Annotated in this window: 14 protein-coding genes; 8 read left to right on the top strand and 6 right to left on the bottom strand. The window is 59.0% G+C overall.

All coding sequences use genetic code 11. The features are described from left to right. The first annotated feature begins 29 nt into the window (after nucleotides 1–29). The 5 genes from HMPREF9081_RS06340 to HMPREF9081_RS06320 are packed head-to-tail and all read left to right on the top strand — an operon-like array spanning nucleotide 30 to nucleotide 4,926. Nucleotides 30–1,742: an ABC transporter ATP-binding protein/permease gene (locus HMPREF9081_RS06340; RefSeq protein WP_006306261.1), complete on the top strand. Its 1,713-nt coding sequence runs from the start codon at nucleotides 30–32 to the stop codon at nucleotides 1,740–1,742. Continuing rightward, nucleotides 1,732–2,583, top strand: a complete 852-nt coding sequence (locus tag HMPREF9081_RS06335; RefSeq protein WP_006306258.1) for an N-acetylmuramoyl-L-alanine amidase — start codon at nucleotides 1,732–1,734, stop codon at nucleotides 2,581–2,583. The genes HMPREF9081_RS06340 and HMPREF9081_RS06335 overlap by 11 nt, the downstream gene beginning before the upstream one ends. A gap of 26 nt (nucleotides 2,584–2,609) precedes the next feature. Continuing rightward, on the top strand, nucleotides 2,610–2,957 hold the full coding sequence (locus HMPREF9081_RS06330) for a hypothetical protein (protein ID WP_006306257.1): 348 nt from the start codon (nucleotides 2,610–2,612) through the stop codon (nucleotides 2,955–2,957). A gap of 11 nt (nucleotides 2,958–2,968) precedes the next feature. Continuing rightward, the gene (locus HMPREF9081_RS06325) at nucleotides 2,969–3,694 is read left to right on the top strand and encodes a TVP38/TMEM64 family protein (RefSeq protein WP_006306256.1); all 726 of its coding nucleotides are present in this window, start codon (nucleotides 2,969–2,971) and stop codon (nucleotides 3,692–3,694) included. After that, nucleotides 3,691–4,926 (top strand): metallophosphoesterase family protein, encoded by a 1,236-nt coding sequence (locus HMPREF9081_RS06320; RefSeq protein WP_006306255.1) that lies wholly within the window; start codon nucleotides 3,691–3,693, stop codon nucleotides 4,924–4,926. Before HMPREF9081_RS06325 ends, HMPREF9081_RS06320 begins: the two co-directional genes overlap by 4 nt. 52 nt (nucleotides 4,927–4,978) lie before the next feature. Here HMPREF9081_RS06320 and HMPREF9081_RS06315 read toward each other — a convergent pair whose 3' ends face one another. The 5 genes from HMPREF9081_RS06315 to citD are packed head-to-tail and all read right to left on the bottom strand — an operon-like array spanning nucleotide 4,979 to nucleotide 10,004. Next, nucleotides 4,979–6,304, bottom strand: coding sequence for a CitMHS family transporter (locus tag HMPREF9081_RS06315; RefSeq protein WP_006306254.1), 1,326 nt, complete (start codon nucleotides 6,302–6,304; stop codon nucleotides 4,979–4,981). A gap of 26 nt (nucleotides 6,305–6,330) precedes the next feature. Further along, nucleotides 6,331–7,197 (bottom strand): triphosphoribosyl-dephospho-CoA synthase CitG, encoded by an 867-nt coding sequence (gene citG, locus HMPREF9081_RS06310; protein ID WP_006306253.1) that lies wholly within the window; start codon nucleotides 7,195–7,197, stop codon nucleotides 6,331–6,333. A 20-nt stretch (nucleotides 7,198–7,217) separates the two neighbouring features. After that, entirely contained in the window at nucleotides 7,218–8,777 is a 1,560-nt protein-coding gene (gene citF / locus HMPREF9081_RS06305; protein ID WP_006306252.1) for a citrate lyase subunit alpha, read from the bottom strand. A gap of 16 nt (nucleotides 8,778–8,793) precedes the next feature. Then, nucleotides 8,794–9,705, bottom strand: coding sequence for an aldolase/citrate lyase family protein (locus HMPREF9081_RS06300; protein WP_006306251.1), 912 nt, complete (start codon nucleotides 9,703–9,705; stop codon nucleotides 8,794–8,796). Continuing rightward, on the bottom strand, nucleotides 9,702–10,004 hold the full coding sequence (gene citD, locus HMPREF9081_RS06295; protein WP_006306250.1) for a citrate lyase acyl carrier protein: 303 nt from the start codon (nucleotides 10,002–10,004) through the stop codon (nucleotides 9,702–9,704). The genes HMPREF9081_RS06300 and citD overlap by 4 nt, the downstream gene beginning before the upstream one ends. Nucleotides 10,005–10,190: 186 nt before the next feature. Between citD and HMPREF9081_RS06290 the strand changes: the two genes are divergently transcribed. From HMPREF9081_RS06290 to citX, 3 genes are read left to right on the top strand one after another with little or no spacing between them, the layout of a single operon-like run. Then, nucleotides 10,191–11,057, top strand: coding sequence for a LysR family transcriptional regulator (locus HMPREF9081_RS06290; protein ID WP_006306248.1), 867 nt, complete (start codon nucleotides 10,191–10,193; stop codon nucleotides 11,055–11,057). Then, nucleotides 11,054–12,091, top strand: a complete 1,038-nt coding sequence (gene citC, locus HMPREF9081_RS06285) for a [citrate (pro-3S)-lyase] ligase (RefSeq protein WP_006306247.1) — start codon at nucleotides 11,054–11,056, stop codon at nucleotides 12,089–12,091. Before HMPREF9081_RS06290 ends, citC begins: the two co-directional genes overlap by 4 nt. A gap of 10 nt (nucleotides 12,092–12,101) precedes the next feature. Then, the gene (gene citX / locus HMPREF9081_RS06280; protein ID WP_006306246.1) at nucleotides 12,102–12,608 is read left to right on the top strand and encodes a citrate lyase holo-[acyl-carrier protein] synthase; all 507 of its coding nucleotides are present in this window, start codon (nucleotides 12,102–12,104) and stop codon (nucleotides 12,606–12,608) included. Between the two features lie 95 nt (nucleotides 12,609–12,703). Here citX and HMPREF9081_RS06275 read toward each other — a convergent pair whose 3' ends face one another. Then, nucleotides 12,704–21,211 (bottom strand): autotransporter outer membrane beta-barrel domain-containing protein, encoded by an 8,508-nt coding sequence (locus tag HMPREF9081_RS06275; RefSeq protein WP_154647292.1) that lies wholly within the window; start codon nucleotides 21,209–21,211, stop codon nucleotides 12,704–12,706. Nucleotides 21,212–21,218 lie beyond the last annotated feature (7 nt).

The raw sequence follows: 21,218 nt of genomic DNA, 5'->3' as shown, positions 1-21,218 counted from the left end.
GCCGTTCGTTGACATAAGGAGGATTCGTTTTGAAATTATCTCTCCTGCGCGGCTTTTGGCAGCTATTCAAAGGCTATTGGAGTTCGCCCGAAAAATGGAAGGCGCGCGGGCTGCTTGCCTCGGTCATTGCGCTCAACCTCATCATGGTATACCTGCTCGTACGGATCAACGACTGGTACCGCATCTTCTACGACGCGCTGCAGGCATATGATTGGGATTCGTTCTGGCCGCTCATCGGTGAGTTCACGGCTCTCGCGTTCATCTACATCGTGATCGCGGTCTACGCGGTCTATCTCCGTCAGATGCTGACGATCAACTGGCGCACGTGGATGACGGAGCAATATCTCGCGCGCTGGATGCACGGGCAGGTCTACTATCGTCTGCAAGTACTGCGCAGTGATACGGACAACCCCGACCAGCGAATCAGCGAGGACATCAATCAGTTTGTATCGCTCACGCTGACGCTCCTCGTCGGTATCCTCAAGCAGCTGACGACACTCGGCGCATTTGCCGTCGTGCTCTGGAACCTCTCGGGCATCGTCACCGTTCCCATCGGCACCGCAGAGTTTACCATTTACGGCTATATGTTCTGGCTGTCCCTCCTCTACTCGGGGCTCGGCACATACTTTGTTCACATCGTCGGAAAAAAACTCATCGGTCTGAATTTCAATCAGCAGCGCTATGAGGCGGACTTCCGTTTCAGTATGATGCGCGTGCGCGAGAACAGCGAGAGCATCGCGTTCTATCGCGGCGAGATGGCAGAGGGCGTTGGCTTCAAGGAGCGCTTTGCAAACGTCATCAAGAACTACTGGGGCCTCATGCGCCGGACGAAGCTGCTGAACTTCTACGTCAACGGCTACGCGCAGCTTGCCATCATCTTCCCGCTCATCATGGCAGCGCCGCGCTACTACGCCGGCGAGATTGCACTCGGTGGACTGATGCAGACGCTCTCGGCGTTTGGGCGCGTGCAGGATGCACTGTCCTTCTTCGTCGAGTCCTACAGCTCCATCGCAGAGCTCGCGGCAGTCATCCAGCGACTCTCGGGCTTTACGGAGCATATGGAAGAGTCCGCTCAGGTAAAGAGCGATATTATGTGCGCCGAGGGCACGAGCGACGCGCTTGTGCTTCAAAAGCTCTCCGTCGCTCTGCCGGACGGTGCTCCGCTTCTCATGGCATGCACGCTGACCCTGCCGCGCGGTAGCCACACGCTCGTGACCGGAGCCTCGGGGGCAGGCAAGAGTACGCTGTTGCGCACACTCGCAGGGCTATGGCCGTACGGCAGCGGCGCAATCGAACTGCCCGTAGGAGCGAAGCGCCTCTTTCTCCCCCAGCGTCCCTATCTCGTCCTCGGTTCGCTGCGCCGCGTGCTCTCTTATCCGCGTACGGCGGCGGCTCCGGACACAGAAATCGCACGCATCCTAAAGCTGGTCGGGTTGGAACACTTCGCCGCACGACTTGATGATGTGGACGATTGGAGCCGCATCCTCTCACTCGGCGAACAGCAGAGGCTTGCCTTTGCGCGCATTCTGCTCATCCGCCCCGACTGGATTTTCCTTGACGAGGCGACATCCGCCCTCGACGAGCCGCGCGAGCGCACACTGTATGAGGTGCTCCATCAAGAACTGCCCGCCGCAAGCATCATCAGCGTCGGGCACCGTTCGACACTTTTTGTCCTTCATGACACGGAGCTCCACCTCCAAGACCAGACGTATACCTATCAGGAGATCTCCCATGAATCGTAGAGAATTTCTGCGCCGCCTCGCCCTCGTCGGCATCGGCGCCACATTTTTTCCGTTCTTCCCCGCCGCCGTGGAGGCATCGTGGTATATCCCGACGACTCTACCGGGCGTGGCAGTTCGCCCCACATATCTGAAGTTTGGCACACTTGAAAATCGTTTGGTGACCGACTGCATTGTCGTCCATCACATCGGCATGGCAAATAACGACGATGTCTCGGCAGAGACGGTTCATCAGTGGCATCTGAACCAAGGTTGGTCGGGCATTGGCTATCACTTTCTCATCCGCAAGGACGGTACAATCGAACAGGGGCGTCCGCTCGGCGCGGTGGGCGCACATGTCTATGGCGAGAACCGCCATACCGTTGGGATCAACCTCGCCGGAAATTTCGAGATGGGCACCCCAACCGAGGAACAAGAAGCCTCGGCGGCACTCCTCATTGCCTCGCTCTGCACCGTCTATCAGTTCGATCCCCAGTGGCAGGGTACTGTGAAAGGGCATCGCGATCTAAACGCGACTGCCTGCCCCGGTCGTTACCTCTATGCCGATCTGCCCGACATCGTCCAGCAGGCGCGCATCTACTATACCTCACAGGAAATGCAGACCGAGCGCCTGCGTATCGCACAGCTCGAACGCGAGGAGGAAGAGCGCCGACGCACACAGATCCGCGAACGAATGGAGGAGGAACAGCGCAGAAACGGCATGACGCGCCCCTCACATCCGGCACCAAGCACGCCCAACCCACCGGTACAGCCCCCGCCGGAAAAGCCGTCGATCAAGCCCCAAAAGAGACCAGATTTACCGGAGCCGAATCCGCGCCCCACGCAGCGACGCATCGCAACATAGCCGAAAGATTATGGAGGTGAAGAACGATGGGATTTCATTACCGCTGGTTTGACCGCGACCAAGAAAAAATCGACGAGATGGGGATACCATTGACACGTGCAGAACTTGACGCGCGTGAACACAGTAAGGAGCCCGAGCGGATCTTCTCACGCGGCGAACAGACCGGCATTGTCCTCTCCTCCGTGATCTTTGCTTACGGTTGGACGGAAGGCGATCTCTCGCTCGTGTTCTTCTGCCTCTCCTTCCTGATCTTTGAACTCCGAAAAATTGTGCAGCGCTTCTCCCGCACGTATGGAAAGAGTATTGCAAATGCCATGCAGGGTTTCAGCATCGCGCTGGTCATCGGCGCACTTGCCATGGTTCTCAGCACCTAGGAGGCATTTACATGAAGCAGCAAATGGGGATGGGCGTCCTCAAGATCGGCGCGGCTCTCGCGATTGTCCTGCTCTTCGTCATCATTCACCTCATCGCACCGGGATTTCTGCCCGAGCTGTTCACACTGCTTGCCAGCGGCGACATTCCCGCAACAGTTGAATACATTCGCTCATTCGGGGAGTGGGCAGTCGTCTTTGCGTTTCTCCTTACCCTCTTTACGAACGCGCTTGGCTTCCCGCCCGCCGTCATCTTCTCGACGGCGAACGTCATTCTCTTCGGCATCATCCCCGGCATCATTCTCTCCTGCGTGGCAGAGACGGTCGGCGTGACAATCGCCTTCGTCCTCATGCGCTTCTACTTCCGCGAAGCGGCGGAAAAGGCAATCGCGAAGAGCCCCTTCCTCGCAAAGGTTGATCAATACAGCGGCAGCAAGGGCTTCTTCATCATGCTGATCGGACGTATGGTGCCCTATCTCCCCTCTGCCATCATGAACGCCGTCGGTGCCCTCTCCTCGATTCGCTTCCGCGACTATGTGCTCGCCTCGCTCGTCGGCAAATTCCCCTCGACGGGCATCGAGGCAATCATCGGGCATGACATCATCATGCAGCAGGAGAACAACACGCGCCTCATCATTGTCATCATCGCCGCCGGCATTCTGATCTACGCTGCCATCCACTACGAAAAGCGCCTGATGCATGCCGAAGCTGCGGAGCACGAAATGGAGAAAAAAGAATGACGCGACGCTCGTTTTTGCAGGCTGCCGCCAAGACCATCTTCACGATGAGCTTCGGCGGTCTCTTTTCGTCCCGCTCTGCCCACGCCGCTGCTGACGGCATCCATCATCTGCGCCAGATCGTGACGGCGAATCCCGCACGCACGCGCATGATTCAGTGGGACAGCCCGCAGCTGCTCCAAAATGTGCGCGTTGAGCTGCGCAGCCCCCACAAGCAAGTGGAGAGCCTGATCCCCGCCTACACCTATCTTTCGATGGACGACGAGGTACAGTTTATCTATCATGCAGAGATTTCTTTCGCTGAGGACAGTGCCTACCGCGTCACGCATGCGGGAAGTGCGACGGAATGGATCCCACTACTCGGTGTGGGTAATCCGGTACGTGCCCTGCTCTTCTCGGACAGTCAGTGCGGCGAGAGCTACGATGTGTGGCGCACGACCTATCAGACGGCATGGCAGCGTCATCCGGACGCTGACGCTGTCGCCATCGTCGGCGACCTCACGGACAACGGGGAGTCCGCATGGCACTGGCGCTCATTCTTCGAGGCGATGGAGGCGGCAGGTGCACCGCTCGCCCGCCATCCCCACATCCCCGTCCTCGGCAATCACGAATACTACGGATTGCAGTGGACTGCCGTGCCGCCCGTCCGCTATCTCCGCACCTTTGCCCTGCCCGACAACGGCAGCCGTGATTTTCGCGGACACTACTACTCCTTTGACCTCGGCGCGGTGCACTGCATGGTCCTCGATACCCAGTTCCTTGAGGCGGAGGAACGCGGCGCGGCACTGAGGGCAGAGCAGATGGACTGGCTAAGAAAGGATGCTGCGGCAAGCACAGCACCGTGGAAGCTCGTCCTCATGCACAAGGATATTCTCGCCTACGGTGACTATCAGGTCGAGCAGAATACAAATCACGGCATCAGCGACGTGGGACAGGTTTTTTTGGACACATTCGATCATCTCGGCATCGATCTCGTCGTCTCAGGACACGTTCACGCCTACCGCCGCCGCCAAATGCGCGCACGTCAGACGGACAAGAATGGAACTCTCTACCTCCTCGCGGGACCTGCGGGGAACGAGTACTTCAACGTCCCCGCAGAGACATACGACATCATCGCCGGTCCCGATCCCACACCGTCCAACTACCTCTATCTGGAGGCGGATGCACAGCACCTCCATATTCGCTGTGAAACAACGAGCGGAGCGGTGCTCGATACGGTCGATCTGCAAAAATAAGAAAGACAGACGGCGCAGAGATTACGCTGTCTGTCTTTCTTTTTGAAATGGATTATATGGTCACAATCCCCAAGACAATGGCAAAGAACAGGGAGATGATCGAAAGTCCCCAGAGCCACGGCGCGCAGAAGCGCAGAAGCTCCTTGATGGAGACACCCGCAAGTCCGCAGCAGAGGAATGTCGTCGCCGCGTGCGGCGTGACGAGAACGGCAAAATTCTTGCCGACGAGCATCGCATTCGACATATTCTCCGGGGTAATGCCATACTGCTCACCGACACCGATGGCAAGCGGCATAAGCCCGAAGAAGTACGGACTCGTACCGAGCATCATACCGATCGGTACGGCAAAGATGCCCATGATGATGTGGAAATACGGACCAAGCACGGTCGGGATAAGCATGACGAGCGTCTCTGCCATCGCGTCCATCATCTTTGTGCCCGTGAGAACACCGAGGAAGACACCGGAGGCAAGCAGGATCATCGGCACGCCGAGCGCCTCACCCGCATGCGCCTTGATGCGCTTGCCCTGCATCTTCGGATCGGGAAAATTCACGATGAGTGCAAATGAAAGACCAATCATGAATGCGGCGTACAGCTGAATCTTCGTGAAGCAGAGAAGTGCGATCACGCCGACCGTGAGGAGAAGATTGAACCAGAAGAGCTTCGGGCGCTTGAGTGCGGCGGCTTCCTCATCGGAGATCTGATGTGCCGAGGACGCATCCTCATCCAGCTCCGCCGCCTTGCCTGTCGGATGTATGCCCGCACCGCGCCGCTTTTCCAACACGCCCATAAATGCGGCAAAGACAAGCACCATGATGATTCCGACAATCTGTAGTGGGATGAGTGTGTGCCAGAGCGCATTGACATCCGTGTTCAGGATAACGCCGACGCGCGCAACGGGACCGCCCCACGGCAGGAGGTTCATGATACTCATTGCCGCGCCGATGATAACACAGAGCACGACAGGACGGATATGCAGTTTCTTGTAAATCGGCAGCATCGCGGGAATTGTCACAAGGAGTGTCGCGGCAAGCGCGCCGTCGAGGTGAGCGATCGTCGCAATACACGCGGTCGCCACCGTAACGAGGATGACGTTGGAGCCTGCGTGTTTCACGAGGAAGTCGACGAGTGGGTCGAAGAGCCCGACCTCCGACATGATCGAAAAGTAGACGATGGAGAAGATAAAGAGCACGGCGACCGGCATGGTCGTCGCCACACCCGTTTTCATGAACTCCGCAATCTGCGTGAAGTCAAAGCCGCAGACCACAGCGCAGAGAATCGGGACAATGACGAAGATCGGCGTCGGATGCGCCTTGGACTGCAAAAGCAGAAAGATGATCAAAAAGATCATCACAAAACCAGTAACAGCGAGTAACATGAAAAACCTCCATTCCCAAAGTGATTTCACATTGATCTGAGCATATCGGACTGTTCCATTTCGTATAGAAAGTGTGTAACCGCAACGAGGTCCGCCGAGCCGCCGGGGCTGACCCATGCGGCGATCAACTGCGCGTCAAAGGCCTCGACTGCTGCGCGTCCCGCCGCCGTCCCCATGCCCCCCAGCGTGAGGATTCGGGCGGCATCGCCCTGCACGCGATGAAGCATCGCAAGATCGTGACGACCGAGGATATTCGTGTCCATATTGTGTGCCATAAGCACGAGGAGCACGTCAACGAGAGCATCGTTCAACGGTGTATGCGCCGCCCTGCGCGCGCGGTAGAGCGGCAGGGCATACGCCCGTACGAGCGGGAATCCTGCCTCCGCCTCGCCGCGCACGCCCGTCAGACCGTACGCGAGATACGCCGCCTGCCCTTTCGTTGCGGGCACGGCATCCTTTGCGAGCGCTCCATAGTCCGCGCGGCAAAGTCCCGTGCAGATCGTTCTCGCCGCATCCAGAACGGCATCGGCGGTCAGACGCCCGCCATGCGCCATGAGCCACCCAGCCGCACCGAGCAAAACGCCAAAGCTGAACACCGCGCCCTTGTGCGTATTCACGCCCCCCGTGCGTGCATACATGGCGGCTTCTGCACGACATCCGATCGGACGCAGCTGCGCGAGTAGGGTATCGAGGTGCTCATGCCCCGCACCCGCACGCGCGAATTCCGCAAAATACGGCGCAAGCGCCGCCGCCGATGCCTGAAAGGTGAAGAAGTCCATATCGTCGTGCGCCCCATTGTTCGCACGATCGACAAGCCCCGGCTTCGGCGTTGCCGCCACCTCGACAAGCAGAGCCTCCACGGCAAGCGCGGCAATGTGATCCACGCCCCTCATTTTCCCATCCAATACCGTATTCAAAGCACGAGCGGTTTGATCTTGCGTACGACATCGAGAATCGTACCGTCACGCGCCTCCAGGACGGCGATCACCTGATCCTCCCATTCGAGTTCGTCCGGCTCACCGACAAGGCTGTACGCCTTCTCTTGGAGCGCCTCGATCGTCGTATGGGCAATCCCCGCCGCGTCGAGACACTCGATCAGATCCCTGCGCGCGGGATTGACGGCGATGCCGTAGTCCGTCACGAGCACATCCACACAGTCCCCCGGCGTCGTCACGGTGACGACCTTCTTGCAGACCGTTGCCATGCGCCCGCGCACGAGTGGCGTGACAATGATGCAGCACTTGCTCCCCGCCGCCGTGTCCGGATGCCCGCCCGGCGCACCGCGCAGCACCCCGTCCGAGCCGGTCAGCACGTTGACGTTGAAATCCGTGTCAATCTCCAGCGCCGCAAGCACGACGAAGTCGAGCTTGTTGACGTATGCGCCCTTGTTCGCGGGATTCGCATATTCACTCGTGGAGATCTCAAGATGCTTGTCGGGATGCGCTGCGAGATGCGCAATCGCCTTCGTATCAAAGTCCTGCGTATCGAGCAGCTTGCGCACAAGTCCCTTGTCCATGAGGTCGCAGATATTGCCGCCCATACCGCCGAGCGCGAATCCCATCACAATCCCCCGCTCGCGCATATAGTCCTCAAGGTAGCGGTTGACCGCGAGCGACGGACCGCCGACGCCCGTCTGAAACGAGAAGCCGTCCTTAAAGTACGGCGTCGCCGCCATGATCTTCGCACAGTTCTCCGCCATCATGAGGTTGCGCGGATCCTCGGTGACACGCGCCTCCTTCGTGCCGATCTTCTTCGGATCGCCGATCTCATCCACAACGACAACATAGTCCACGTCGATGGACGGAATGGCGGCGGGCATATTCGGGAACGGGACGAGCGTGTCCGTCACCACGACGACATTGTTGGCATAGCGAGCGTCCGCGACGGCATAGCCGAGCGTACCGCAGTTGTTCTTGCCGCCCGTACCGTTCGCATTGCCGTAGTCGTCCGCCGCCGATGCCGCGATAAACGTGATGTCGATGGAGAGTTCCCCCGTCTCGATGGCACGCGGCCGCCCGCCGTGACTGCGGATGATCGCGGGCGTTTTGAGCTTGCCCGCCGAGATGACCTCGCCGATCCGTCCGCGCACCCCCGAGGACTGGACGCCGATGATCTTGCCCTCCTCGATGTAGTCCGCAAGGAGATCCTGTGCACTGCCGAGGGAGGTCGTCGCAACCGTCAGATCCTTCAGCCCCATCTCCTCGACGAGCACCTTCATGACCATGCTCGTCACATAGTCGCCGTTGCGAAAGGCATGATGGAAGGATACCGTCATGCCGTCATGCGCGCCGCATTTCTCGCACGCCTCACGGATCGAGCCGACCACCTTCGACGCCTGTGGCTTCTCTGCGCGTCGTACGGTCGCTCCCGCCTTTTTATAGGACTTGCCGTCCATATAGAATTTGCCCTGATAGACCTCCTTGCCCCCCGTGAGAAGTTCGTCGGGAATCTCTCTGCCCACTGCGTTTTTCATATCACTGCACCCCCTTTTACAAATCCCCGTGGTAGACGCCGCACGCCTTCGCAAGGGCGAGTATGCGCCTTGCGTCCTCAATGAAGGCAATGTCGACCATCTTGCCGTTCACCGTGTAGACACCGACGCCCAGCTTCGACTGCTCCTCGTAGCTGCGCACATAGAGTTCCGCCGTTGCGATCTCCTTCTCCGTCGGGGCAAAGGTCTTGTGCACATATGCAATCTGGCGCGGGTTGATGAGGCTCTTGCCGTCAAAGCCCATCGCGTGATCGAGTTCCACCTCCGAGCGAAAGCCCTCCTCGTCGTCGAGCGCGGTGAACACCGTGTCAAAGCACTGAATGCCCGCCTCACGCGCCGCGAGCAGCATGAGGCTGCGCGCCGTATTGATCTCGATGCCGCTGCGCTCGGGGCGGACATGCATACTCTTGCGGAAGTCACCGCCCGAGATCGCCACGCCGAGCATACGCTCCGATGCCTGACAGATCTCGCGCGCATTCAGAATCCCCTTCGGGCTTTCGAGTGCCGCCATGAGCAGCGTCCGCCCCTCCTCGACACCGAACTCCTTCTCCGCTGCGAGCACGTGCTCCTCGATCAGCCGAACATCGTCCGCACTCTCGCATTTGGCGATGCGTACGCCGTCCGCACCGCCCGCAACGCAGACGCGCACATCCTCCTGCCAATGCGGCGTATCAAGCCCGTTGATGCGTACAATGACCTCGGTATCACCGTAGTCGATGCTCTTCAGCGCATGATAGAGCGAGAACCGTGCCGCATCCTTCTGGTTCTCCGCCACGGCATCCTCAAGATCGAGCATGATGCTGTCGACGCCGTAGATATACGCGTCCTTGATGAGTCCCGGCCGCTGCGCATTCATGAACATCATCGTGCGGCGCAGACGGAACCGCTCCGGTCTGGGTCTTGGAATCATTGAATCACACCTCCCCACGGAACATTCTTGTCCGATACACCCGCACTGCGGAATACCGCACACTCCACACGCGCACGGATCGTGCAGTCCAGTGCGCCCTTGTCCACCACCTGCACACGCGCGGACGAAACGCCGAGGCGTTCCAGCGTTTCGAGCACAGTCTTTTGAATGGCGCGACCGTACTGGTTCATGACGCTGCTCTCCAGATGAAGCTCGATGCCGCCCGTGCCCGGCTCGACCGTGACTTGCGCATCGCTGGACTCCAACGTCCCCGCCATCGCCATTTTTTCGATCTGCATAACGCTTCCTCCTAACTTTCAATTATGGTACCATAATAACAGGAAGAGGGATTCTCTGTAAATGCACTCATTTTTCCACACATGCCATTCCAAAAAGGAATGTCAGTCTTGCGTTTTTCAATCGTAAAAGCGATGATAGTCATGGTATAATAAACGAATCATATTCTTTGAAAGGGGTGGAAGCCGATGGATACGCAGGATATCCAGCTGCTCATGACGCTGCACCGTACAAGCAATATCACGCGCACAGCCGAGGAACTCTATACGACACAGTCCTCGGTGTCAAAGCGCATCCGCCAGCTCGAAAAGGAGCTTGGCATCATCCTTGTCCTGCGCTCACGGCTCGGCATCCAGTTCACGCCGGCGGGTGAGATCGTGCTGCGCCACGTCAGTGCGATCGCGCGTGAACTTCGCACGATGAATCAGGAACTCAACGATACGCAGGGCATTATCTCCGGCACGCTGCGTGTCGGCGTGTCGATCAACTACGCGATGTACCGTCTGCCGCCCATCCTCCGACGCTATCAGGAATATTACCCGCTCGTACATACACAGACGATCATCGAGGTCAGCCAGAAGATCTACTCCATGTTCATCGCGGGACAGATGGAGCTTGTCATTGTGCGCGGCGAATACTCCGACTGGGACGGGCCGCGCATGCTCTTGGGTCGCGAGCCGATCTGCGTCATTACCTGCCGCGCCCACGAACATCTGCCGCTGGACGAACTGCCGCAGGTCATCCGCAAGTCGGACACGGAGATGGAGCGCGACACGGCGCTCTGGCGCAGAGAGCACAAGATCCCCACGGCAAAGAATCAAGTCTTTGCGAACAGCACCGCTACCTGCATCGAGATGGTGCGGCAGGGACTCGGTTGGGGCATCGTGCCCGAGATCTGTCTTGCGCACTTCGATGGCTGCATCCGTCCCATGTGCTTTGCAGACGGGCGTCCGCTCGTGCGCTCCACCTATCTCCTCTACACGGAACAGACCGCCGCCCTGCCGCAGATTCGCGCCTTTATCGACCTGCTTGCCGAAACAAAGGAGAGCCTATGATCACGACCATTTATCCATCCGACCGCATGGGCATGGAACGCGTGCGTGCCTTACTCGAAAAGGAAGACTTGCGCATGGACGCAAACCTCGACTACACCTGCGCCATCCTTGACGAGGCTTACAACCCCATCGCGACAGGCAGCTGCTGTGGGAACACACTGCGCTGCTTCGCCGTCGACCATGCGCATCAGGGCGAGGGGCTGCTGAACGAAGTCCTCTCCCATCTCATGACAGTGCAGCAGGAGCGTGGGAACGCCGCTGTCTTCCTCTATACGAAGGGCAGCTCCGTCCGCTTCTTCCGCGACCTCGGCTTCCATGAGATTGCCCGTGTCTCGGACACGATCGTCTTTCTCGAAAATCGCCGCTGGGGATTTTCCGACTATCTGAGCGCATTGCAGCGCGAAAGTCCCGCGAACGCAAAAAACACGGCGGCAGTTGTGATGAATGCGAATCCGTTTACCCTCGGACACCTCTATCTCGTAGAGCAGGCTGCTGCGGAAAACGAATGGCTGCATCTCTTTATCGTGAGCGAGGATGTGAGCCTCTTTCCCTTTTCTGTGCGGGAACGCCTCATACGCGAGGGAACGGCGCATCTCAAAAACATTGTCTATCATCGGACGGGCCCCTACATCATCAGTCAGGCAACCTTTCCCAGCTATTTCCAAAAGGACGAGGACACCGTTATCCTGAGTCACGCACAGCTCGATATCGCCGTGTTCTCGCGCATCGCACAGGCACTCTCCATCACGCGGCGCTACGTCGGTGCGGAGGAGGCGAGCCGCGTCACACGCCTCTACAACGAAACGATGTTGAAGGAACTTCCGCGCGCAGGCATTGCGTGCAGGATCATCCCGCGCAAGGAGCACGCGGGCATGCCGATCAGCGCCTCCACCGTGCGGCGCGCAATAAAGTGCGGCGACATGGATGCCCTTCCCTCCCTCGTGCCGCCCGCAACGCTCGCCTTCCTCCAAAGTGAGGAGAGCGCTGCCATTCGCCAAAAGATTGCAGAGACGACAGATGTCGTCCACTACTAAAGGAGGCATTATGTTCAGCGGTATTCCTGTCGAACTCGCCGCCATGCTCGCCGCACGCGAGGAGCGCGCGGCACGTCAAGCTGCATGGCTCGAAAAATACGCCGTCCCCCTCCTCTCCTTCACGCTCAACATCCCGGGTCCCGTCAAGACATCGCCCGATCTGCGGCGCGCGTTTGATGCGGGACTCCTTGCATTGGAGGACGCACTGGGAGCGGCAGGGCTGTCCCCCACGGCGCGGACAGAAATCCATGCGCCAACGGGCGATGAGGGACTGCTTGCCATCGACGGCGATGCGGAGGCAATCAAGGAGATTGCCACGCGCATTGAGGAGGAGCATCCACTGGGACGGCTTTTCGATATGGACGTTCTAAGTGCGGACGGCACAAAGCTCTCGCGCTCCGTCCCGCGCCGCTGCCTCCTCTGTACGGAGCAGGCACAGAACTGTGCGCGCAGCCGCCGTCACAGCATTGCGGAACTGACGGCGGAGATTGAACGCCTCCTAGCCACATATCTATGATAGGGGCACTCGGAGTGCAGCCCCTATTTTATTGCAAAAAAAGACTCTGCACAGGAAATCCCGTGCAGAGTCGATAGAAATCTACCTATTAAATTTTAGAACATCCACTTGACGCCCAAGTCGCCGCTGAGACCACGGCGCTTGCCCTGCCATCCCATCAGGCGCAGGTCATAGCGCATGTTGCCGTCTGCGGGCATAAACCGATAGCCAAGTTCGAGCATTCCGCTCGCCCCCTTGAGGCTCGGGCTGGGCGTCTCATAGCCCTGGTAGGACGCATGCGCATTACCGCTGAACTCGTACTCCAATGCAAGACCCGTGTAGAACTCACCGCCTGCATTGCTCTGCTTCGTGTAGCGGAAGCCGAGGCGCGTTCTGTGCGAGTTGACCTCGGAGAAGTCGTAGTCCTCACCTGTATTCAGATGCGCCGTCACATCGCCCTGATGCGACCAGAAATAACGCAGGTACGGCGTGATCTTCGCATTCTCCTTGAGCTGAATGTCCTTGCCAGCAGCAAAATGACCTGCCCAGTAGGTGTTTGAGACATCGTACGAGGAATTGATGCCGGCATAGATGCTGCCGTCGTAGTCACTCTTCACGCGACCGCCCTGCAGCGAGCCCTCATACCACATGCCATCCTTCCTGTCAACACGCACCATGAGACCAAGACCGTATGTACGGAACTTGCCGCTGCCGTGTGTGTTGTCGTTGAGGTAGGAGTCGTAGCTAGCATTGCCGTAGGAGAGGAAGGGACCATAGACCACATTTCCATTCTTCAGCGACTCCTCACGCGCCCAGCCGACACCGACATTCAAGCCGTTCGTATCGACATAGGAACCGGTCTCAGAGTGCATATGGCTGCCGCCGATGCCTGCCCAGAGCTGATAGCCCTTGGGTGCAGTCGCCTCATCCGCCTTTCCGGCAGAAGCGGCGTCTTTTGCCGCCTTAATATTGTTGGCAACGAGGAAGTCCACGCCCTGATTGATGAACGCCGTTGCTCCGACGCGCGTCTCGACAAAGGACTTCGTCTGCTCGATCAGCTCTGCCTTCTTGACAACGGCAGAGACCTCGTTCGTCGCCGTCTGTGCGACATCGAACTCATAGCGGAGCGATACGCCCTGCATTGCCGACGACGTATTCTGAATCGTGGGATCGGTCTGGATCGTGCCGCCGGGCGCCTTGATCAGGCTGAACTGCTCGCTCACGCGGAATGCGGGATGCGCGCCGTCGATAACGCCGACGCCGATGCCTACGCCCTGCAGATTCTGCGTCCCCGTCGTGGTGAGTTCGAGAATCGGAGCCGTCTTGTCATGTGTCTGATCGAGGAAGAAATTGATGTTCTGGATGCCCGCGAGGCTCTGCGCCTTCGATACGCCGGGATGCACGACGAGCGTGTTGCCCGTACCGGACGCAGCCGTGCCGCCCGTGATGCTGCCCGTAACGATCGTACGGTTCAGATGGATGAAGTTGTCCTCCGTCGTCGCGCCGCTGCCGCCCGTGACATTGCCCCCGACCGTGATATTGTCAAGGCTTACGACGTTCGCCGAAGCCGCGCCGCTCGTGGACACAGAACCCGTCACGTCGCCCGAGACATTGGACTTGACGTTGACGGTGTTCTCCTTTGCATCGCCGGTGGAATAACCGCCGACCGCATTGGCAACCGTGCCGCTTGTGATGTTGACCGTGTTCTTGGTCGCCTTGCCCGTCGGCGATGTTGCATAGCCGCCGTAGACAGTACCCACCGTAGCGCCATCAATCGTGACACTGTTGTCATGGCTGTCATTCTTCTCTGCCGACAGAGCTTTTGCATCCGTGCCGGACAGGGGAACATCCGTGTAGCCGCCGTAGGCATTCGTGTAGCTGCCGCTCGACACGGTGATATTGTTCTCGCGCGTCGCGTTGCCCACCTTCGAGATGCCGCCGTAGACATCCGTCGAACCCGACGGTGTCACAGGAGCCGTCACGCCTCTGTACTGATAGCTCTGCGCAATGACCTTCGTATCCGATGCGGTACGATTCTCCGTGTCGATATTGTACTCGGTCGTATCGTCCCCATTGATCTTGCTGCGCGCACCGTCATAGGTGCCGCCGAAGGAAATACCTGCGCCGTTCTCCATCAGCGTGATCGGGGTCGTCGATGTGCCGGTCGCATCCAGCGTCTGCCAGTCGAGCGCATTTGCGCCGCCCGTGAACGTGAGCATCGAAGTTCCCGCATTCGCCGTGGAGGCATCGAAGTTCACGTGCTGGAACGCCGTGATATTGCCGGCGCTGTTTGTGCCCTTCACCGTCAGCGTATTGCCCGAGGTGGCATTGCTGCCGCCGGAGATCACGCCGTTTACGGTTGTGCCTTCCACATTGACCTTGTTGTCATTCGTGGCAGTACCCTCACCGCCAGTGACATTGCCCGTGACGGTCACGGCACCGAGATTAATCGTGTTGTCAGAGGCAGCGCCCGCCGCAGAGGAACCGCCGACCACGTTGGCGACCGTGCCGCTCGTCACATTGACCGTGTTCTTTGTCGCCGTGCCCGCCGCCGCGTTCGTGTAGCCGCCGTAGACGGTGCCGGAGACGTTTGCGCCGGCAATCGTGATCGTATTATCGTGGCTGTTGTTCTTCTCTGCCGAGTTTGCCTTCGCATCCGAGCCGGGCAGCGGCGGAACAGAGTCCGTATAGCCGCCGTAGGCATTCGTGTAGCTTCCGCTCGACACGGTGATATTGTTCTCCCGCGTCGCGTTGGCAACCCGCGAGATACCGCCGTACACATCCGTGCCGATCGAGGTCACGGCGTTCGTCTGTCCGCGATACTGATAGCTCTGTGCAATGACCTTATTGTCCGAAGCCGTACGGTTCTCGGTGTCGATATTGAACTCCGTTGTATCGGCAGAGTCAATTCCGCTGTGCGCGCCGTCATAGGTGCCGCCAAAGGAAATACCTGCACTGTTCTCCATCAGTGTGACGGGACCTGCGGTCGTGCCGATTGCCTCAAGCGTCTGCCAGTCAAATGCGGATGCACCGCCCGTGAGCGTGAGCATCGGATTCGTCGCCGCAGTGCCGACATCGAATTTCAGCTTGCCAAAGCCCACGAGGCTGCCCGCCGCGTTTGTATTCCTGACCGTCAGTTCATGACCCGTGCCCCCCGCAGAGCCGCCCGTAACGGCACCGATAACAGTCGCACCTTCCAGATTGACCTTGTTATCCGTTGTGGTCGCACCCTGACCGCCGAGAACACTGCCCACGGTCACGCCACCCTTGAGCGTAATCTCGTTGTTCGAGGCTGCGCCGCCCGCAGAGTAGCCGCCAACGATATTGTTGACCGTACCGCTCGTGACTTCGACCTTGTTCTTGGTCGCCGATCCCGTCGTCGATGTTGTATAGCCGCCGTAGACCGTGCCGGAGACGTTTGCGCCGGCAATCGTGATCTTGTTGTCGTGGCTGTTTTCCTTCTCCGACGACCGTGCCTTGCCGGAACCAAACGAGGGAACTTCCGTATAGCCGCCGAACGCATCCGTATAGCCACCACTCGACACGGTGATCTCATTTTCACGGGTCGCATTGCCCACCTTCGAGATGCCGCCGTAGACATTCCCCGGAGCGAACGCTGGTGACACCACGGGATTTGTCTGCCCGCGATACTTGTAGCTCTCGGCGATGACATCGTTGTCCGAAGCCGTATGGCTTACCGTATCAATGTTGAACTCCGTCGTATCATCCGAATCGCTTCGGCTGTGTGCGCCGTTATAGGTGCCGCCGAACGAGAGCCCCGCACCGTTGTGCATCAACGTAATGGGACCTGCAGATGTGCCGGTCGCCTCAAGCGTCTGCCAATCAAGGAAAGATGTACCGCCGTTCAGTGTGAGCATTGGATTCGTCGTTGCGCTGTCCGTGTCAAAGATCACCTTGTTGAACCCTGCGATGCTGCCCGCCGTGTTCGCACTCTTGACTGTCAGCTTATTCCCCGTGCCGCTCGTAGATCCCGCCGTAATGCTGCCGGCTACGGTCGTTCCTTCCACGTTGACCTTATTGTCGTTCGTTACGGTACCCTGACCGCCGAGGACATTGCCCGCAATGTATACGGAACCGAGGTTGATCGTGTTATCCGAGGCTGCGCCCGTGGACACGCCGCCCGTGACATTCGTCACGTTGCCGCTTCTCACGTTGACCGTGTTCTTCGTCGCATCGCCGATGGACTCACCACCCACAACATTCGTTGCCGTGCCGCCCGCGACATTGACGGTATTGCCCGTCGCCTTGCCGCCCGCCGAGGTGGTGTAGCCGCCGTAGACATTCGTGATCGAGCCGCCGTTCAGGTTCACCGTGTTGTTCTTGCTGTCAAATCTATCCGCATGCGGTGTCGTGGTGGAACCGGTCGACGTCCAGCCGCCGTAGGCGTTCGTTCCCGTGCCGCCCGTTATGGTCAGCGTATTGTCCTGCGTCGTGTTGCCGCGCTTGGAGCGCCCTGCCCACGTATCATTCGGATCTGCCAGAGTGGTGACATTGGCGTTCTTGAACTGATAGTCGTCCAGGTTGATCTTCGTTGCGCCGGTAGCCGTATGCGTGTCGGTATCGATGAAATATTCGTGCTCGTCCGTCTCGGATACAAAGGTTCCGTCGGTCGTGTATCCGGAGATACCGAAGCCGCTCGTGTTCGACAGAAGCGTGCGTGCTCCCGTCGCCGTGCCGATTGCCTCAAGCGCTGTCCAGTCGATAGCGGTGGAACCGCCCGTGAGGGCAAGCATTGCATTGGCAGGAGTCGATGCGCTGTCGAGGTCAAACTTCACCTTCTGGAACATTGTGATATTGCCCGCAGTGTTGTTTCCCTTGACCGTCAGCGTGTTGCCCGTACCGACCATATTAGCGCCGCTGAGGATGCCCGTGACCGTGGTATTGCCTTCCAGCGTGACCTTGTTGTTGTTCGTTGCGGTTGCACCCAAGCCACCCATGACATATCCCGTAACGACAGCCCCCGTGCCAAGCGTGATCTCATTGTCCGAGGCTGCGCCGCCCGTGGAGATCGAGCCCGTGACATTCGTCACGCTGCCGCCCGTAACGTTCACCTTGTTCGCCGTTGCACTGCCCGCAGAGTACGCGCCGACGACGTTCGCCGCAGCGCCGCCCGTGATGTTGACCGTGTTGTTCGTCGTCGTACCCGTCGGTGCCCACGTATAGCCGCCATAGATGGTATTCGTAACGCTGCCGCCGGAGAGGGTAATCTTGTTGTTATAGCTGTTGTCCCTGTCCGACTTCGTCGTACCCGTGCCGGTCAGAGGAACGTCCGTATACCCGCCGTAGGCATTCGTATGGCTGCCGCTCGCTACGGTGATGTCGTTCTCGCGCGTCGAGTTGGCGACCTTCGAAATACCGCCGTAGACACTGCTCGGATCGAACGACGGTGTCACAGGAGTGTCCTGCAGACGATACTTATAGCTCTCGGAGACGATGCGCTGACTCGAACTCGTATGGTTCTCCGTGTCGATGTTGAACTCCGTCGTATCATCGGAATTGCTTACGCTCTTTGCGCCCGTATAGCCGCCGAGCGAGATCCACGCCGTATTCTGCATCAGAACGAGCCGGTTGGGCTGCTCCGCGTTCGACACTTCGAGTGCGCCCCAGTTAAATGAGGTTCCCCAACCGTTCGTAATGTTCAGCATCGGATTGGTCGTGGACGCTGTGGAAAGGTCGAAGCTGACCTTTTGGAAGCCCGTGATATTGCCGGCACTGTTCGTGCCCTTCACCGTCAGCGTATTGCCCGTACCGCCCCCAGAGCCGACGGTAATGACACCGCCGACCGTGGAGCCATCCATATTGACCGTATTGTTGCCCGTCGCAGAGCCTGAGCCGCCCGTAACAGCGCTCGAAACACTCGCGGCGCCGAGGTTGACCGTATTGTTGTTTGCCGTGCTTCCCTGACCGCCAACAACAGATCCCGAAACTGTCACAGTGCCGACGAGGTCAACCGTGTTCCCAGAGGCACTGCCGCTTGCATTTCCGCCAAAGATATTGCCCGTAACATCCTTCTTGACCGTAACTTTGTTGCTGTCAGCAACTCCGCTGTTCGCCCAGCCGCCGTAAACAGCCGCATTGATCGTGCCGCCTGTCAGCTCTACAATATTCGACGATGCCGCGCCCGTGCCGATATTTTGTCCGCCAAGGATAGTCCCGCCGACCATACCGCCAGAGATCTTGACCTCATTCTTTTCCACCGTGCCGGACCCATAGCTCAGACCTCCGGTAACGTCATTCGTAACCGAACCGCCCGTCATCTCGACCTTATTGTCCGAGACAGCACCCGCGCCGCTCTGAGCACGACCGCCCGTAAGATTCACGGCAGTCGCCTCACTATAGGTCACATAGTTCTTTTTGGCGTTTCCTCCGGCAGAAGACCCGCCGTATACATCGTTCAGGCTCGTACTGCCGCCGCTCACAACGACCCCGTTGCCGACGGCATCACCCGTACCGCTCGTGACGCCGCCGTAGCTGTCGCCGCTGACCGTGCCGCCCGTGACCGTCAGTGTATTGTCCTGCACGGCGCCGGTCGCAGCACCCTGAATCTCGGCACCTGCCGCAGCGCCCGTCACCCAGCCGCCCGCAATCGTTGCCTCGTTATTGATGGCACTGCCCGTGCCGCTTCCTGTGATGCGTGCGCCGCGCACATTGGTCACCGTCGCCTGTGTAAAGCTGGCTTTATTCCCCTCGGCATTGCCCGTCACGGACTGCCCGCCGACAACATCATTGGCGGTGATGGAACCGCTGATCGTTGCTGTATTGTCCTTCGCCGCACCCGAACCGTTCGTGATGCCGCCATAGATGCTGCCAAGTGGGGCATTCGCGCCGCTGACAACGGCGTGGTTGTCCGAAGCCTCGCCCGTCGCTCCGGTATCACTGATCAAAGCGCCTGCAATAAAGGCACTTGAGCCGCCCGACACCTCGGCACGGTTGCCCGATGCCTTGCCCGTTGCGCTGACGCCATTGACCACACCGCCGATGAGCCGAGCCGCCGATCCGGCGTTCATATATGCCTTGTTGTCCGTAACGTCGCCAGCCGCAACGTCGTTCTGTCCGCCGACAGCAACACCGGACACCGTCGCACCGCTCGCCTCAATGGTCAGTTCGTTGCCCGTGACATTGCCGTTGCTCAGAACACGACCGCCGTACGCATTCCCTGTGATACCGGCGCTGTTCTTGAGGAATACCTTGTTCGTATCTGCGCCCGCACCGCCGCGTCCGCCCGTAACCACACCGGCAAAGGAGATGCCGCCGACGGTCGCCGTATTGCCGGACGCCGCTCCATTGACGCTGAAGCCGCCGTCAATCGTATTGCCGCCAAGCGTACCGCCCGTGATGGTGACCTTGTTCGCCGATGCCGTCCCCGTATCTTCGGCAAACCCACCGATGATATTATCCGAGAGCGTACCGTTCGTGACGTTGACCTTGTTGCCCGACACCTCGCCCGCATGGGTACCATGACCGCCCGTGACAACGCCCGTGATCGAGCCGTTTGTAATGTGGATCTCGTTCCCATCAGCCTTGCCCGTGCCCATATTGTGGCCGGCAGTGACTGTCCCGCCAATGGTACCGCCATTGATGTTGACGATGTTCCCGGAGACGTTTCCGGTCGCCGAGGGTGCAACGATCTCGCCGCCGCGTACGTCATTATTGATTGTGCCGCTCGTAACGGTGACGGTATTCGTCGCAGCATTGCCCGCCGCATTCGTGCCCGCAACGCGACCGCCAATCAGATTGTCCGCCGTCGCACCTTGGAAGTTCAGGATATTGGTCGAAGCATCGCCTGTCTGCGAGCGTCCGCCAAGGACATCATGCAGAATGGTGCTCGTTCCGCTGACCGTAACCGTATTGCTCGTCACGGAGCCAGTGCCCTGTGTCGTACCGCCATACGTCTTACCATTCACAGTACCATTTGTGATGGTCACCGTATTGGATGCAACATTGCCCGTCCCCTGCGAATTTGCGCTCGGACCCATGATTGTACCGCCCGCCACATTGTTGTTCACGGTACCGCCCGAAAGCTCTACTATATTGCCCGTGGCGTTGCCCGTCGAATTGGCGCCGGCAACAAGACCGCCGTAGAGTCGGGCGGCTGTCCCGTCGCTCATGACCGCCTTGTTCGTTTCGACATCCCCGCTTGGTCCATAGGTCATACCACCGGCGATATAGAGTCCTCTGGCGTTTGTTGTTGCCCCTGTAATATGGATTTCGTTGCCGGTGGCATTGCCGCCGCTCTGCGCCGTTCCGCCCAGTGTGCTTCCAAGGACATCGGCACCGTTTTGGAGGTAGAGTTTGTTGCCCTGTGCGTTGCCCGTGCCGATGGTAACACCGCCATGAACAGGACCGCCCAAGTTATACGTGACGCCGTCCAGCGTCAGTATATTGCCCGTCACGTTTCCCGCATCCGTATACGAGCTGATCTCGCCGCCCGAGATGCCGGGCGCCGTCAACAGCGGATCTGACGGGCTGTTCACTGTTACATTGTTCCCCGTCACATCGGCAGCGGATGCGTGCGGCATAACCGGGAACAGTGCGCCTCCTCCTGCGGACAGAGCGACTGCGACGGAAAGAGCCAACCGACGCGCTTGCGATTCTCTTGACATAAGTATT

Source organism: Centipeda periodontii DSM 2778, from assembly GCF_000213975.1.
Classification (GTDB): Bacteria; Bacillota; Negativicutes; order Selenomonadales; family Selenomonadaceae; genus Centipeda; species Centipeda periodontii.
The sequence above is the reverse complement of the archived record's forward strand: the minus strand, read 5'-3'. Positions and strand labels throughout refer to the sequence as shown.

What these genes read in the sequence shown, in the direction of transcription:
- HMPREF9081_RS06325 (WP_006306256.1), top strand. Translation starts at nt 2,969, where the DNA reads ATGAAGCAGCAAATGGGGATGGGCGTCCTCAAGATCGGCGCGGCTCTC.
- HMPREF9081_RS06275 (WP_154647292.1), bottom strand. Translation starts at nt 21,211, where the DNA reads ATGTCAAGAGAATCGCAAGCGCGTCGGTTGGCTCTTTCCGTCGCAGTC.
- HMPREF9081_RS06300 (WP_006306251.1), bottom strand. Translation starts at nt 9,705, where the DNA reads ATGATTCCAAGACCCAGACCGGAGCGGTTCCGTCTGCGCCGCACGATG.
- citX (WP_006306246.1), top strand. Translation starts at nt 12,102, where the DNA reads ATGTTCAGCGGTATTCCTGTCGAACTCGCCGCCATGCTCGCCGCACGC.
- citD (WP_006306250.1), bottom strand. Translation starts at nt 10,004, where the DNA reads ATGCAGATCGAAAAAATGGCGATGGCGGGGACGTTGGAGTCCAGCGAT.
- HMPREF9081_RS06320 (WP_006306255.1), top strand. Translation starts at nt 3,691, where the DNA reads ATGACGCGACGCTCGTTTTTGCAGGCTGCCGCCAAGACCATCTTCACG.
- citF (WP_006306252.1), bottom strand. Translation starts at nt 8,777, where the DNA reads ATGAAAAACGCAGTGGGCAGAGAGATTCCCGACGAACTTCTCACGGGG.
- HMPREF9081_RS06330 (WP_006306257.1), top strand. Translation starts at nt 2,610, where the DNA reads ATGGGATTTCATTACCGCTGGTTTGACCGCGACCAAGAAAAAATCGAC.
- HMPREF9081_RS06315 (WP_006306254.1), bottom strand. Translation starts at nt 6,304, where the DNA reads ATGTTACTCGCTGTTACTGGTTTTGTGATGATCTTTTTGATCATCTTT.
- citG (WP_006306253.1), bottom strand. Translation starts at nt 7,197, where the DNA reads ATGAGGGGCGTGGATCACATTGCCGCGCTTGCCGTGGAGGCTCTGCTT.
- HMPREF9081_RS06335 (WP_006306258.1), top strand. Translation starts at nt 1,732, where the DNA reads ATGAATCGTAGAGAATTTCTGCGCCGCCTCGCCCTCGTCGGCATCGGC.
- citC (WP_006306247.1), top strand. Translation starts at nt 11,054, where the DNA reads ATGATCACGACCATTTATCCATCCGACCGCATGGGCATGGAACGCGTG.
- HMPREF9081_RS06290 (WP_006306248.1), top strand. Translation starts at nt 10,191, where the DNA reads ATGGATACGCAGGATATCCAGCTGCTCATGACGCTGCACCGTACAAGC.